Consider the following 15156-nt stretch of genomic DNA (forward strand, 5'->3'; position numbering starts at 1 on the left):
CGTCGGCTGAGACCCCAGCAAGAACCGGCGTCACACTGGGCAGTTCATCCCGGCGTGGCGACGGCATCCACTCCCGCATCATCGAACAACCTCGCACGAAGCTCGGCCGTCTGGGCACCCGACGCCTAGCTGATCGTCGTGAACCTCACACAGATTCGCATCGAGGATGCGCCGGACTGGGAGTATTCCGAGTTCTCCCACTACGACCTGGGTCAAGCTGTAGCCCACATGACGATCCAAGCCCTCGCGCTGGGCATCGCAGCACACCAGTTTCGCGCCTTCGACCGTGACGCAGTCGCCGCTGAGTTCGACGTTCCACCCCAGTTCGAGGCCACGTCGATGACCGCGTTCGGGTCAGCCGCGCGCAAGGTCGGCGAGCTAGCGTCACCAGGAACTAGTCGCGAACGGCTGTCACGCGCCGACATCACATGGACGCGTGACTGATACCGGTCAGCGCATGGAGGCGTAGGGCATACGCATTGCGGCTGCTAGGGGTCTGGGGGTTCTTAGTGAGTCGCCGGAGCTTCGTATCGAGGTGGCTCCGGTTGCTGCGCCGACCAGATCGGTGCGGGGGTGAGTCGCCGCCCGAACAGCCGGCGCAGGAACTTCATCACAAGAATCAATGTAGCCACCGCAGCCCGCAGAATTCGAGCGGCAACTGCCGTGGCTGATCTTGTCTCGGACGACTCACCGCTTGGCACGAATCTGGCAAAAGAACCTGAGCAGAGGAAACCTGCTGGTCGGACTGTGCCCCCCGTAGGATTCGAACCTACGACCTTCTGCTCCGGAGGCAGACGCTCTATCCCCTGAGCTAGGGGGGCGGGTCAAGCGAAAGCTACATTAGCGCACCGCGGTTCGTGTTCCTAACGCCGGGGCGCGGAGCGCAGCTCAGACGGCGATCAGCGTCGCGTCGTCCACGCCGCGGTACCGGTCGGGCGTGCAGGTCAGAACGATGATCTGCGAACCGGACCCGGTTGAGCCGATCACCGTCGACATCGACGCCAGCCGCTTCGGGTCGGTGTAACCGAGGGCGTCGTCGAGGATCACGGGCACGCCGTCGGTCTCGTCGACGAGGGATGCGCACGCAAGCCGCGCGAGAAGCCCAAGTTGTTCCCGTGCACCCCCGGAGAGGTCGGTGACGTCCACGGTGACGCCATCGAGAGTGCGCGAGGCAATCTGGAAGTCATCGCCGACCGAGAAGCGCACGCCCTCGCCGAACACCGGTGCAGCGAGCTCCTCAAGACGTCGCGCAAACGGATCGATATAGCGAGCGCGAGACTCAGATCGCTTGCGCTGCAATGTCTCGTAAAGGACGCGGGCGCCCTCCGCGCGCTCGCTGACACGCGTGAGAGCGGCCTGAGCGGCCTCATTCTCGGCGACGGCGTCCGACAACTCGTCGAGCCGCCCGTCGTTACGACACACTTCGATCCGGGTGGACAGCTCTGCCTGCAGCTTTCGCTGCTGAGTCAACCGCCCACGTGTCCGATCGAGTGCGGCCTCGGCCTCGTCGCACTTCGCGCGCACGCCCGCCGCATCCACACGCGCCGCTTCGGCGGCCATCTTGGCTTCCGCCGACTTCGCCTGCGTCAACTCGTCCTCTGCCGAGGTCACAGCCGCCACCAGCGCATCGTCGGACGCGCCGTCTTCGGCGGCCGCGATCTGCTGACGCAATACACCCGCTGTGGCCCGGGCGTTCTCCCCCGACGTCTCCCACGCCTGCGCCCGGTTTCGCTCCCCCTGCTCGCGATGGATCTGCGCATCATGCTCGCGCTGCGCCTTCGCGGCGGCCTCCGTCAGCTCTCGCTCCGTGGCCCGCAGCGGGAGAAGATCCTCGCGGCTCGCGTCGAACGAATCGTCGCACTCCGGGATGCGAGCAGCGAGTTCGGCACGGATGGTCGCCAGCTCGTCGGCGTCACGCCCAGACAGTTCCCGCTGCAGACGACGCTCTGCCTCCTCCGACGCCCGCAGTGATTCAGTCCGCTGAGCTGCCGCTCCGGCCACCTCGGCAAGTCTCTCGACGCCGCACCGCGCGACGAGTTCCTCGCCGAGCGCATTCAGGCGCGCAAGGTCGTCGGCGAGCGCCTGCATGTCCGCGCCGGGGGTCACCTCGACACGTATCGACGACGACTCGATCGTCGTGGCCGCGGTGACCCTCAAAGTCTGTTCACTGTTCACGGCGGTGCCGTCGACCTGTACGTCGCCGGCGAACCGAGTGACCACAACTGTTGCCGCACCTGACTCCAAACGCGCTGTCGCAGCAGCGATCTCGCGATCGAGTTCGGTCGCGCGCGCAGCGTCCTCAGAAGTCGCGCGCAGACCGTTCGCAACTCGCCGCGCGTCATCGGCCTCCCCACGCAGACGTATCACTTCGGCGATCGTCGCGTCCATTTCAGCCAGACGTCGTCGGTCCGCCGCGACCCGCTCAGCCGCTTCTGCACCCTCGATCCGGGCGCGTATGTCGTCCAGGTCACGCTGTGCGAGGACAACCCGCTCGGCCATCGACGCCGCTACCTCGCCTGCCGCGGTCGCGGCTTCTCGCGCGGTCCGGACTGCGGTACTCGTCGCCGCGATCTCCGACTCCGCCTGGCCGAGCCGGTTCCGCAGGTCAGTCCGCTCACGCACCGCGGATCGAGCAGCCTGCACACCTGTCTCGTGGCGAGCGACGACGGCCCTTGCCGTAGCCAGCCGCTCGCCTGCAGCCTCCGCTTCGGACACCTGCGCGGCCAGCGTCGACACCTCGATCCGCTGCTGCGACTCCGCGTTGACCGCCTCATCGATCGCCCGGCCAACGTCCGGAAGCCGGTCGGCGGCCTCCTGAACCGACTCGAGTAGACGCTCGCGCTCGGCGACCGCGGCCGCCGCAGCCTGCGCCGCTTTCCGCGCTTGCAGGAGTTCGCCGCTCGGGCGCCCCTGCGCCGCGGTGAAGTAGCGCAGATACTCCTTGGTCACCGCTGCCACGAGGTCCTGCGACTGCGGAGTGTCGGCCGCCTCGTCGTCGACCTCGCCCGCGGCCCGATCCAACGCACGCGATAACGCCGAACTGTCCGTCAGGTCGCCCAACTCGGGATCGGACGATTGCAGCAGTCGAAGTGCCCGATAGAGCGTGCTGTCGAGCGAGGCTCCCAGGATCTGCTCTACCCGCTCGTGCGCGGGTCTCCCGGTCAGTTGCTCCGGCGCTGGCTCGAGGATCGTCAGCGCTGTCTCCGGCGACTTGTTGAATCGCTTGAAATACTCGAAACGAAAGGTGCCGCAACTAATCTCGGCGAAGACTTCACTACCCACGTCACGCCCGGAAGGCTGAACGGCACGCACCTGCGACTTCGAGCTGTTCGCCCGAGTCGTCAGGAGAAGGTCGAGTGCTTCGACCATCGACGACTTACCCGCCTCGTTCTCGCCTTCGATGACGGTCACACCGCTGTCGGCGAACACCACCTCACGCTCGGCGATCCCACGGAAGTCCGCGACCCGTAACCGATGCAGCCTCATCGGGATGCGCGTTCGGCGAGTCGGTAGAGCAACGACAGAGCCGACCGGGCGGCCGCCGCGTCATGCCCGACGTCGTCGGCGCCGGACACAGTCGCCGCTCGCTCCTGCAGTTCTTCCGCAGCTTGCGCCGCGTACCCCTGCAGATCGAGACCGTCGAGGTCCGCAGCATCGGAGACGACGGTCAGATCGTGCTTGCGCTCCCAGAGTCTGACGGCCGCGAACCGGTCGGACGCCTCGTCTAACAGCCGGTCGAGGTCGACGTTCTCCGACACTGTCAAGGTGCCGACCAGCGCAAGTTGCACGACGGTCCGGGGCTTGTCCGACAGCGCGTCCAACGCCGTGCGTAGTCGTTCCACGTCTGCGGCATCGTTCATATCCTGGGTCAGGGTGTGGAACGACCACTGCCCCACCTTGTGCCTGCGCACGTCGACCGACGCCTGCGAGCCACGACTCAGCGTCACTTGCAACACATGTCCTGGCTCGGACTCGACGTTGTCGAACGCGGTGACCTCCGGAGCGCCCGAGTACCAGACGCGACCTGATTCGCCGACTGAGGTCACCGAGTGCCGGTCGCCGAGCGCCACGTAGTCGACGAGCTGATCGGCGGTCGCCGCGTCGAGCCCCGCGCTACGCACGATCGAAGGATCTGGGTTCGGACTGAGCGAATCCATGCCGCCGTGACCGACGACGATTCGAATGTCGTCGGACGGCGGTAGTCCGGCGAGTTGATCGGCGACCAGATCGGACGTCGGGTGTTTCGAATGCCACGGAGCAGCGACGATGCTGACACCGTCGCGCACCCGGAGCACGCCCGGCTTGTCGAGGACGTGGACGTTGTCCGGACACGCATCGACGAACGCCGCGGACCGATAGACGCTCGTGGCGTCGAGCGGGTCGTGGTTTCCCGGCAGGAGGTAGACCGGAACCGGGTAGTCGGCCAACGCGTCGAGCGTCCGTCGGATGATCCGGGTGGAGACTCGCGGATCGTCGAAGACGTCGCCGGACACCACCACGAACTCCGCGCCCGACTCGGACGCGACTTCGCCGATCCGCACGACGGCGGCGTCGCGGGCGGCGGCGTACGTGTGCTGCGCCTCTCCCGTCAGGAACCGACGAGTCATACCGAGTTGCCAGTCGGCCGTATGCAGAAACGTGACTTCCGGGTCCACGACCGGGGACCCGGCCGGTGCCTCGTCGGGCTCGACCAGCGAGGGACGGTCCGGCGTCTCTGGGACCGACTGCAGGTCGAACAGCGAGAGCGGCTCCGCCTCGAACAACGGCTCACTCATCGCATCTCCCTTCGCTCCCGGACGGAATCGAACTGCCCTTTTCGAACTCGTACCGATAGTACGAGTCGGGTACGACAATCCCGGTCTCCGGCACGCGGGTGGGGGGCTCGACTCCGCTCGACCAACAGCGGAAGGGGCCTGACCAACAGCGGAAAGGGCCTGCCCAGGGGTGCGACGCGCAAGCTACCGACCCTGGTGCGAAGGACGTTTGAGGAACAGTGCACTGAGGAAGCCGACGAACAGGAGGGCCGCGCCGAGGAAGATCGCCTGGCCCATCGACTCGGCGAATCCGCCGCGGATCACCGCGGGAAGTTGCCCGACCGTCCGACTCTGACTCTCGTCGAAGTCGACTCCGGGCAGATTCGCCGCGAGGCGGGAGGTCATGAGTGCGCCGATCGCCGACGCGCCGATCACCGAGCCGACGACGCGGGTCGTGTTGTAGACGCCTGCCCCGGCGCCCGCCTGGTGCCACGGAAGGTCACGAGTCGCGGTCGCGGCGAGCGGAGCCCAGATGCCTGCGCTCGAGACACCCATGAGGACGGTCGGCATGAGCAGCAGCCACACCGGCGACGCCGGATCCATGATGAAGCCGAGCCACAGGGTGGCGACGGCGTAGCCGAGCAGCCCCGACGCGACGATCATGCTCGGGTGCACACGGTCGAGGACCCGACCGACGAGTGGCGCGAAGACGCCCGTCAGCACCGCCATCGGCACCATCACCAGGGCCGATCGAGTCGGCGACATTCCGCCGACGAGTTGAAGATAGAACATGATCGGGATCATCGAGCCGGACACCGCGAAACCCATCGCAGCGATACCGATGTTGCCGAGTGTGAAGTTTCGGTTTCGGAACAGGCTGAGTGGGACCAGCGGCTCACCACGCATCCTCGACTGCCAGATGACGAACAACGCGAGGAACACGACGCCGCCGAGGACGAGCGCCCAGATCCACGCGGCCCAGTCGTAGCTCTCACCCTCTTGGATGCCGAACACGACTGCGGTCAGCCCGACGGCCGAGAGCGCCACGCCGACCCAGTCGAACTTGTGCTCGTGCGTCTCGACGGTCGGCACCAGAATCTGCGCGAGGAACAGTCCGACGACACCGACGGGAAGGTTGACGAAGAAGATCCACTCCCAGCCGAGCGAGTCGGTCAGGATTCCACCGAGAAGAGGTCCGACGGCGGTCGCGACACCGGCGACCGTGCCCCACACGCCCATCGCCGCACCGCGTCGCTCCGGCGGAAACATCCGAGTGATCAGTGCCATCGTCTGCGGCGTGATGAGTGCGGCGCCGAGACCTTGCACTCCGCGTGCCGCGATCAGCTCGCCTATCGAGTCCGACAGTCCGCACCACAGGCTTGCAGCGGTGAACACCACCAGCCCGGCCTGGTACACCTTCTTCGGTCCGATCTTGTCTCCGAGACGACCGGTGATGAGCAACGGCACCGCATAGGTCAGCAGGTAGGCGCTCGTCACCCACACGATTCCCGTCACGCTGGCGTCGAGCGCAGCCTTGATCTGCGGCTGGGCCACGGCGACGATCGTCATATCGACGAGGATCATGAAGAACCCGACACACAGCGCACACAGCGCGCGCCATGGACGGTCGGTGACCGGCGTGAACGCCGATCCGTTTGTAACTGACATTCCCGGCGCCCCTGCCTGCTGATATCGAACGACGTGAACCGTAGCACCGCCCGCTGACACGTCACGGTGTGTCGTTCGCCACCCGAAGTCGCTGGTCGACGCATACTTTGCGGCCGGGAATAATGATGGACGTCATCGGTTGCACCCAGGTGGTTCCCGCGAGCCGCCGATGCTGTTCGCATCGACCGGAGAGAACGGAGACACACTGTGTTCGGATCCAAGAAGAAGTCCACCCAGGTGGACGAGCAGACGACCAGCCTTCCAGCGGACACCGCGTCCGAACTGTCAGGCCGTTCCCCTGGAGTGATCGTGTCCACGCTCGTCGACAGGGCCCAACGCCTGCAGCAGCCCGCGGTGGCCCGGTACGTCGCGAGGATCAAGCAGCGCCACCCCGGCGAGTCGCCGGATCAGATCGTGTCCAGGTTGGAGAATCAGTACCTGACCACCGTCACCGCGAGCGGTGGCGCGGTCGGAGCCACTGCAGCCGTCCCCGGCGTCGGCACCGTCGCCGCGATCGGCGCCATGTCGGCCGAGACGCTGTTCTTCATCGAAGCGTCCGCACTCCTGGCCCTCGCCATCGCTGACGTGCACGGCATCGCTCCCACCGATCGCGAGCGCCGCCGCGCCCTCGTCCTGGCCGTCGCACTCGGCGACGAGGGCGTCGGCATCGTCGGCAAGTCGCTCGGCAAGGGCGACAGGAACCCGGCGTCCAAGAACGCGATGGCACAGCTCAGCGTCCCCGGAATTCCCCGGGCCAACCTCGCGACACTCAACAAGACGCTCACCAACCGGTTCGTGAAGAAGTTCACGCTCGGCAAGGCTCCGGTGATGTTCGGCAAAGTGGTGCCGGGAGGTATCGGCGCGGTACTCGGCGGTGCGGGCAACCGCGCCCTGGGCACCCGAGTGATCCGCAATGCACGCCGTGCGTTCGGGCCCCCGCCCGTGCACTGGCTCGCCGTGGTCGGCGGCACTGTCGACGGCGTCGTCGAAGGATCGGGAATCGCACCGATCGAAGGGACCAACTGAACCGCCGAGGCTGGATCGCCAGCCTTCTCGCACAATGTTTCGCACGCAGGCCGGTAGCGGTCGCGACGATCCTGACCACGCTCGGAGCCGTGGCGGTCGACCTCGTCGCACCACTGCTGGTCCGTGCCGCCATCGATCTCGCCACCGGTGAGCCGACGGCGCCCGACGTCACCCTCACCGCCATCGTGACCGCTCTCGTCGCCGCGGCCGTCCTCCGCTACGCCTGCCAATTCGGACGACGGATGTCCGCGGGCGCCCTCGCCGTCTCCGTGCAGGACCGACTCCGCCGCAGCATTCTCGACACTCTGCTGCACCTCGACGGACGATCCCGCGACGAGATCCGCACCGGCCAGATCGTGTCCCGGTCGATCTCCGATCTACAGGTCGTGCAAGGACTGTTGGCGATGGCTCCGCTCGCCCTGGGCGGTGCAGTACAGGCGGTCCTCGCCTTCGGCGTCATGGCATGGCTCTCGCCGCTGCTCACCGCCGTCGCCATTGCCGTCGTACCGCTCCTCGCACTCCTCGTCTATGCGAGCCGACGGCGGCTGTTCGCGGCCACCTGGTCGGCTCAACAGGCCGCAGCCGACGTCGCAGGGCACGTCGAAGAGACCGTCACCGGCGTCCGCGTCGTGAAGGGCTTCGGGCAGGAAGGACGGGTCACCGACCGTCTGGCGGCATTGAGCTCCCGGTTGTACGGGATGAAACTGCGGACGGCCAAGCTCAGTGCGTTCTTCACACCGACGATGACGTCGATCCCGCAGCTCGGCATGGTGCTCGTGATCGGTCTCGGCGGCTGGCTCACCCTGCGCGGCACCATCACCGCCGGCACCTTCCTCGCCTTCTCCACCTATCTCGCGACCATGACCGGCCTGGCCCGCGTCATGACGAACCTCGTCGTCAACGCACAGCTGGCGAAGGCGTCGGTCACTCGCGTCTACGACGTCATCTCCCACCCGCGCGACCCGGCGTACGAGTCCGACACGACCGCGCCCGAAGGCCCCCTCGGCGTCGAGTTCGACGACGTCCACTTCGCCTACGACGACACGCCCGTCCTCGACGGACTCGACCTGTCGATCGCTCCCGGGGAATGCGTCGCCGTCATCGGCGGCCCCGGCTCGGGCAAATCGACGCTCGCACACCTCGTCTCGGGTGTGTACCGACCGTCGGCCGGGTCAGTCGCGATCACCGGCGGCACCGACCGAGTCGACGTCGGCGACCTGCATCCGGACGCCCTAGCCGACGCCCTGGCCGTGGTGGACGACGAGCCGTTCCTCTACTCGGACACCGTCGCCGCCAACATCGCACTCGGCTCGGTACCCGAGAGCGCTTCGGACCGCCGCGCCGTCGAGGCCGCCGCAAACGCAGCCGCCGCCGACTTCGCCGCCGCCCTCGACGACGGCTACGAGACCACAGTCGGCGAACGCGGTCTCACTCTGTCGGGCGGACAGCGTCAACGCGTCGCATTGGCGCGCGCACTCCATGCGGACGCCCGCGTCCTCGTACTCGACGACGCCACGTCTGCCGTCGACGCAGTCACCGAGTCGCGCATCCTTCGTCGACTCCGAGACGACGGAGCCACGATGCTCGTCCTCGCACACCGCTCGTCGACGCTGGCGATCGCAGATCGCGTCGCCGTGCTGCAGGACGGCCGCATCTCCGACGTCGGCACCGTCGCCGAACTGACCGCGCGCAGCGTCGAGTTCAACCGTCTGATGAACGCAGCAGGGTCGACCGGGTCGCCACGTAACGTACCGGCCCAGTCGCCCGATCTCTCCGTCGACTACCTGTGGCCGACGACGGCCATCACCGGCAGGCTGGGCTTCACCGGGGCGTCGACAGGCGACCCCTCGGCCGCAGCAGTCCGCAAGCCGGCCGCGGGCGGTCTGATGGCCAGCGCCCTCGGCGCGATGCCCGCCACCCCCGAGATCGAGGCCGCCGTAGCTGCTCTTCCGCCCGCGGACGAGGAGCCCGATGTCGACGACGCCGCGGCCCGCGCCGAGCGGCCCGCCTTCGGACTCCTGCAGATCCTGACGCCGGTCCGCGCGCTGCTCGTCCTCTTGATCGCCACCATCGCCGTCGACACCCTCGTCGGATTGTCGTTCCCGTCGATCGCGCGCCACGTCTTGGACGCCGACACGACCGGGGTCGTGATCACCGCGACCGGAATCGGCGTCGCCTTGGTCGCGATCGCGTGGATCGCGGGACGGGTCAACACGATCGTGGCCGCGCGCGCAGGCGAGCGCGTCCTGTTCTCTCTACGCATCCGCAGCTATGCGCACTTGCAACGGCTCGGCCTCGACTACTACGAACGCGAACTGTCCGGCCGCATCATGACGCGGATGACGACCGACGTCGACGCCCTGTCGGGGTTCCTGCAGACCGGCCTGTCCTCGGCCGTCGTCTCCCTGCTGACTCTCGTCGGTGTACTCGTCGCGCTGATCGTCACCGACTGGGAGGTCGCCCTCGCCGTACTGCCGATCTTCCCGGTCCTCATCGTCGCCACGGTGTACTTCCGGCGGGTCTCGTCGGATGCGTACACCCGCACCCGCGAGCTCGTATCCGCCGTGAACGCTGACTTCCAAGAGAACATCGCAGGCCTGGCGACCACCCGCGGATACCGTCATCTCCCGGTCGCGGTGGCCGCGTTCGGCGAGCGCTCGCAGGCCTGGTACCGCGCCCGCATGACCTCCCAGCGCGCCGTCGCCACCTACTTTCCGTTCATTCAGTTCTGCGCCGACCTTGCAACGGCTGTCGCCGTCGGTGTCGGTGCACACCAGATCGCGTCCGGACACCAGCAGCCCGGGACGCTCGTCGCGTTCGTGCTCTATCTCGCGATGCTGTTCGGTCCGGTGCAGCAGTTGACGACCGTCTTCGACAGCTATCAGCAGGCCGCGGTCGGACTCCGCCGCATCGGCGACCTGCTCACCACGCCGACGTCGATCGTCGACAACCCGGACGCGAGCGCCACGAGGCCCACCGAGTTCGACGGAGCAGTCTCGCTCGAGGCCGTCGGCTTCCGATACACCGGAGCGGACCGGCCGGCACTCCTCGACGTCGACCTAGAGATCCCGCCAGGCGGCTCGCTCGCCCTCGTCGGCGCGACCGGTGCGGGCAAGTCGACCGTGGTCAAACTCCTTGCTCGCTTCTACGACCCGACGTCAGGCCAAGTGCGAATGGACGGCGTCGATCTACGCGACATCGGCGTCGCGCACTACAGGTCACGACTGGGCGTCGTCCCGCAGGAACCACATCTGTTCGCAGGCGACGTCGCCGAGAACATCGCGTTCGGACGACCCGATGCGAGCCGCGAGCAGATCGCGGACGCTGCGCGCCGGGTCGGCGCCGCGACGATGATCGCGTCCCTGCCGGGCGGCATGGCGCACCCGGTATCCGAACGCGGGCGGAGCCTGTCCTCGGGTCAGCGCCAACTCATCGCTCTGGCCCGTGCCGAACTCGTCGAACCCGATCTGATCCTCCTCGACGAGGCCACGGCGACCCTCGACCAGGCAACCGAGGCCCAGGTTCTCGCGGCGGGTGACGCACTCGCGCGTCGACGCACCAGCGTCATCGTCGCGCACCGACTCGGCACCGCGGCGCGCGCCGACGCGATCGCCGTCGTCGATGCCGGACGGATCGTCGAATACGGCGACCACCAGAGCCTTTACGACGCCGACGGCCCGTACCGACGGCTCTGGGATGCGGGCGTCTCACCCGACGCCGAGTCCACCGAAACCTATGATCTCCACCACACGTGAGTGAACTGGGCCTCCATCCTCACCTGAACGCGGCGACGATCGGCACACCCGCGTAGTCTGGTTAATTGGCTGGCGTTCGAGACCACAAGTCACACCCCGCCGGCCGGGCGAAACGAAAAAGCACTTGGTGAATTGAGGCGAGACAACGCTGTGAGCAGTTCGATTTCTGAGTCCGATTACGGACAGAACGAATGGCTGGTCGAAGAAATGTACCAGCGATTCAAGACCGATCCCTCCTCCGTGGATCCGAGCTGGCATGAAGTACTGAAGAACTACAGTCCCCCCAACGGCAACGCGCCCGCTTCGCCCGCACCCTCATCGACCCCCACAGCCCCGTCGACGCCTGCCCCCGCAGCGCAGAACTCGAACGCCGGGCAGAACTCGAACGCCGGGCAGCAGTCCAAGGCTGGGCACGCAGCTCCAGGCACCCCGATCGTCGCGCCGAAGCAGGCGGTGACGCTCGATGCCGAGCCCGCACGCACGCCTGCCGCGCCGCGGACCACCGCGACCCCGGAAGCCGCCGCGACCAAGGCCGCGTCGGGAACCAGTCGGTCGGCGTCGGCCGCGAAGGCGCAGAACGCTCCGACCGAGGACGAGTCGAAGGTGCTCCGCGGTCCCGCCGCGGCGATCGTCCGCAATATGACCTCGTCGTTGGAGATCCCGACCGCGACCAGTGTGCGCGCGATCCCAGCGAAGGCGATGATCGACAACCGCATCGTCGTCAACAACCACCTTGCGCGGACCCGCGGCGGCAAGGTCAGCTTCACGCACATCCTCGGCTACGCGATCGTCCAGGCGATCAAGGCGTTCCCGAACATGAACCGTCACTTCGGCGTCGTCGACGACAAGCCGAATGTGATCACTCCGGCACACACCAACCTCGGACTGGCGATCGATCTGCCGGGTAAGAACGGTAGCCGCACGCTCGTCGTCGCGGCCATCAAGGAATGCGAGACCCTCGACTTCGCAGGCTTCGTCTCCGCGTACGAGGACATCGTTCGCCGCGCCCGCGAAGGCAAGCTCGGCGCAGCCGACTTCGCAGGCGTCACGATCTCGCTCACCAACCCCGGCACCATCGGCACCGTCCACTCGGTCCCCCGGCTGATGCCCGGCCAGGGCGCCATCATCGGTGCCGGAGCCATGGAGTACCCGGCCGAGTTCCAGGGCGCGAGCGATCAGCAACTCGCCGAGATGGGCATCGGCAAGCTGATGACCCTCACGTCGACATACGATCACCGGATCATCCAGGGCGCCGAATCGGGCGACTTCCTGCGCACCATTCACAACCTACTGATCGACGACGCGTTCTACGACGAGATCTTCACGTCGTTGCACATCCCGTACGAGCCGATCCGGTGGCGCAGGGACCTCCCCGCAGGCCTCGTCGACAAGAACACTCGCGTCCTCGAGCTGATCGCCGCCTACCGCAGCCGCGGCCACATGATGGCCGACACCGACCCGCTCTCGATGGAGTCGGACGCACGGGCAGCTCACCCCGATCTGGACGTGCTCAACTACAACCTGACCCTGTGGGATCTGGACCGCACGTTCACCGTCGGCGGCTTCCACGGCCAGGACAAGATGAAGCTGCGGGACGTCCTTTCGGTCCTGCGCGACGCGTACTGCCGCCACATCGGCGTCGAGTACACGCACATCCTGGACCCGGAACAGCAGCGCTGGCTGCAGGAACGCGTCGAGATCAAGCACGTCAAGCCGCCGGTTGCCGAGCAGAAGTACATTCTGAGCAAGCTCAACGCCGCCGAGGCATTCGAGACGTTCCTCGCCACCAAGTACGTCGGACAGAAGCGCTTCTCCCTGGAGGGCGCCGAGACCGTGATCCCGATGATGGACTCCGTCATCGACCGCGCAGCCGACCACAACGTGCAGGAAGTCGTCATCGGCATGCCGCACCGCGGACGACTCAACGTCCTGGCGAACATCGTCGGCAAGCCGTACTCGAAGATCTTCACCGAGTTCGAGGGCAACCTCGGCCAGGCGCATACCCATGGGTCAGGCGACGTCAAGTACCACTTGGGCGCCGAAGGCACCTACTACCAGATGTTCGGGGACAACGAGATCAACGTCTCGCTGACCGCTAACCCGAGCCACCTCGAAGCCGTCGACCCGGTGCTCGAGGGCATCGTCCGCGCCAAGCAGGACATGCTCGACGAGTCGCAGCAGTTCAAGATCCTGCCGCTGATGTTGCACGGCGATGCGTCGTTCGCGGGCCAGGGCGTTGTCGCCGAGACCCTCAACCTGTCGATGCTGCACGGCTACCGCACAGGCGGCACCGTGCACATCGTGGTGAACAACCAGGTCGGCTTCACCACCGCACCGGAGTACTCGCGGTCGACGCAGTACTGCACCGACGTCGCCAAGATGATCGGCGCGCCGGTCCTGCACGTCAACGGTGACGACCCGGAGGCCTGCGTGTGGGCGGCCAAGCTGGCCGTCGACTACCGCGAGGCGTTCAACCGCGACGTCGTGATCGACTTGGTCTGCTACCGCCGCCGCGGCCACAACGAGGGCGACGACCCGTCGATGACGCAGCCGGCGATGTACGACGTCATCGAAAACATCCGCAGCGTCCGTAAGAGCTACACCGAATCACTGATCGGTCGTGGCGACATCTCCACCAAGGAGGCCGAGGACGCCCTGCGCGACTACCAGGGACAGCTGGAGCGCGTCTTCGTCGAGGTCAAGGAACTCAGTCGATTCACCCCTGAGGCGTCCCCGTCGGTCGAGGGCGAGCAGACGCTTCGCACCAAGCTCGTCACGGCCGTCCCGCAGGACCGTCTCAAGGAGATCGGCGACGCGTTCGTCAACCTCCCGGAGGGCTTCACCGCGCACCCGCGCGTCAAGCCGGTCATCAAACGTCGCAACGAGATGACGACCAGCGGCGACGTCGACTGGTCGTTCGCCGAACTGATGGCGTTCGGGTCACTCGTACAGGAGGGCACCACTGTCCGACTGTCGGGACAGGACTCGCGCCGCGGCACCTTCACTCAGCGGCACTCGGTGCTCATCGACCGGGAGAACGGTTCGGAGTACACACCGTTGAACCATCTCGGCGATGACGCGAGCGGCCGTTTCCTCGCGTACGACTCGCCGCTCTCGGAGTTCGCGGTCCTCGGCTTCGAATACGGTTACGCCGTCGCGAACCCGGACGCGCTCGTCCTCTGGGAGGCGCAGTTCGGCGACTTCGTGAACGGTGCGCAGTCGATCATCGATGAGTTCATCAGCTCCGGTGAAGCCAAGTGGGGACAGCGCAGCGACGTCGTCCTGCTGCTGCCGCACGGTCACGAGGGTCAAGGCCCCGACCACACGTCGGGCCGTATCGAGCGCTTCCTGCAGTTGTGCGCCGAAGGCTCGATGACGGTCGCGCTGCCGTCGACACCTGCCAGCTACTTCCACCTCCTGCGTCGTCACGTCCACGACGGCATCAGCCGTCCGCTGGTCGTGTTCACGCCGAAGTCGATGCTGCGCAACAAGGCTGCGGTCTCTCCGATCGAAGACTTCACCGACGGCAAGTTCCAGTCGGTGATCGACGATCCGCGGTTCCAGAAGAACGGTGCCGACCGCAACGCCGTCAAGCGCGTTCGGCTCGTCAGCGGCAAGCTCTACTACGAGTTGGCCGCCCGGCAGGAGAAGGACAGCCGTGACGACGTCGCGATCATCCGCGTCGAGCAGTTGTACCCGGTGCCGCACCGTAGGCTGGCACGCACACTCGAGCAGTACCCGAACGCGACCGACTTCGCGTGGGTCCAGGAAGAACCGGCCAACCAGGGTCCGTGGCCGTTCCTCGGCCTGTGGTTACCCGAGTTGGTTCCGGCACTGCAGGGCCTGCGTCGCATCTCGCGGCGCCCGATGTCGGCACCGTCGTCGGGGATGAGCAAGGTCCACGCCGTCGAGCAGGCCGAGATCATCGACACCTCATTCGAGTAGGCCGAACG

Annotated in this window: 7 protein-coding genes and 1 tRNA gene; 4 read left to right on the forward strand and 4 right to left on the reverse strand. The window is 66.8% G+C overall.

Annotated elements, in window-relative coordinates:
- Window positions 1–138 precede the first annotated feature (138 nt).
- Window positions 139–444: a hypothetical protein gene (locus tag ACTIMF_RS08650; protein ID WP_442349877.1), complete on the forward strand. Its 306-nt coding sequence runs from the start codon at window positions 139–141 to the stop codon at window positions 442–444.
- Between the two features lie 304 nt (window positions 445–748).
- On the opposite strand, the gene ACTIMF_RS08655 is transcribed toward ACTIMF_RS08650, so the two are convergent.
- The 4 genes from ACTIMF_RS08655 to ACTIMF_RS08670 form a co-directional block, all read right to left on the reverse strand.
- Window positions 749–821 (reverse strand) — tRNA-Arg (locus ACTIMF_RS08655).
- A gap of 67 nt (window positions 822–888) precedes the next feature.
- Window positions 889–3486 carry an AAA family ATPase gene (locus tag ACTIMF_RS08660; protein WP_442349878.1) on the reverse strand — a complete coding sequence of 866 codons (2598 nt, stop codon included), beginning with the start codon at window positions 3484–3486 and terminating at the stop codon, window positions 889–891.
- Complete coding sequence (locus ACTIMF_RS08665; protein ID WP_442349879.1) at window positions 3483–4775, reverse strand: metallophosphoesterase family protein; 1293 nt, start codon at window positions 4773–4775, stop codon at window positions 3483–3485. The genes ACTIMF_RS08660 and ACTIMF_RS08665 overlap by 4 nt, the downstream gene beginning before the upstream one ends.
- A gap of 183 nt (window positions 4776–4958) precedes the next feature.
- A complete protein-coding gene (locus tag ACTIMF_RS08670) occupies window positions 4959–6422 on the reverse strand; it encodes a DHA2 family efflux MFS transporter permease subunit (RefSeq protein ID WP_442349880.1) in 1464 nt (487 codons plus the stop codon).
- A gap of 207 nt (window positions 6423–6629) precedes the next feature.
- On the opposite strand from ACTIMF_RS08670, the gene ACTIMF_RS08675 reads away from it, so the two are divergent.
- The 3 genes from ACTIMF_RS08675 (at window position 6630) to ACTIMF_RS08685 (ending at window position 15148) form a co-directional block, all read left to right on the forward strand.
- Window positions 6630–7448: a hypothetical protein gene (locus tag ACTIMF_RS08675; RefSeq protein WP_442349881.1), complete on the forward strand. Its 819-nt coding sequence runs from the start codon at window positions 6630–6632 to the stop codon at window positions 7446–7448.
- Window positions 7415–11203 carry an ABC transporter ATP-binding protein gene (locus ACTIMF_RS08680; RefSeq protein WP_442349940.1) on the forward strand — a complete coding sequence of 1263 codons (3789 nt, stop codon included), beginning with the start codon at window positions 7415–7417 and terminating at the stop codon, window positions 11201–11203. The genes ACTIMF_RS08675 and ACTIMF_RS08680 overlap by 34 nt, the downstream gene beginning before the upstream one ends.
- A 150-nt stretch (window positions 11204–11353) precedes the next feature.
- Window positions 11354–15148, forward strand: coding sequence for a multifunctional oxoglutarate decarboxylase/oxoglutarate dehydrogenase thiamine pyrophosphate-binding subunit/dihydrolipoyllysine-residue succinyltransferase subunit (locus ACTIMF_RS08685; RefSeq protein ID WP_442349882.1), 3795 nt, complete (start codon window positions 11354–11356; stop codon window positions 15146–15148).
- The last annotated feature ends 8 nt before the right edge of the window (window positions 15149–15156 follow it).

The organism is Gordonia sp. (in: high G+C Gram-positive bacteria), assembly GCF_052106715.1.
Taxonomy (GTDB): Bacteria; Actinomycetota; Actinomycetes; order Mycobacteriales; family Mycobacteriaceae; genus Gordonia.

Excerpts from the sequence above, each read along its gene's own strand:
- ACTIMF_RS08660 (WP_442349878.1), bottom strand. The coding sequence starts at position 3,486 with ATGAGGCTGCATCGGTTACGGGTCGCGGACTTCCGTGGGATCGCCGAG.
- ACTIMF_RS08665 (WP_442349879.1), bottom strand. The coding sequence starts at position 4,775 with ATGAGTGAGCCGTTGTTCGAGGCGGAGCCGCTCTCGCTGTTCGACCTG.
- ACTIMF_RS08670 (WP_442349880.1), bottom strand. The coding sequence starts at position 6,422 with ATGTCAGTTACAAACGGATCGGCGTTCACGCCGGTCACCGACCGTCCA.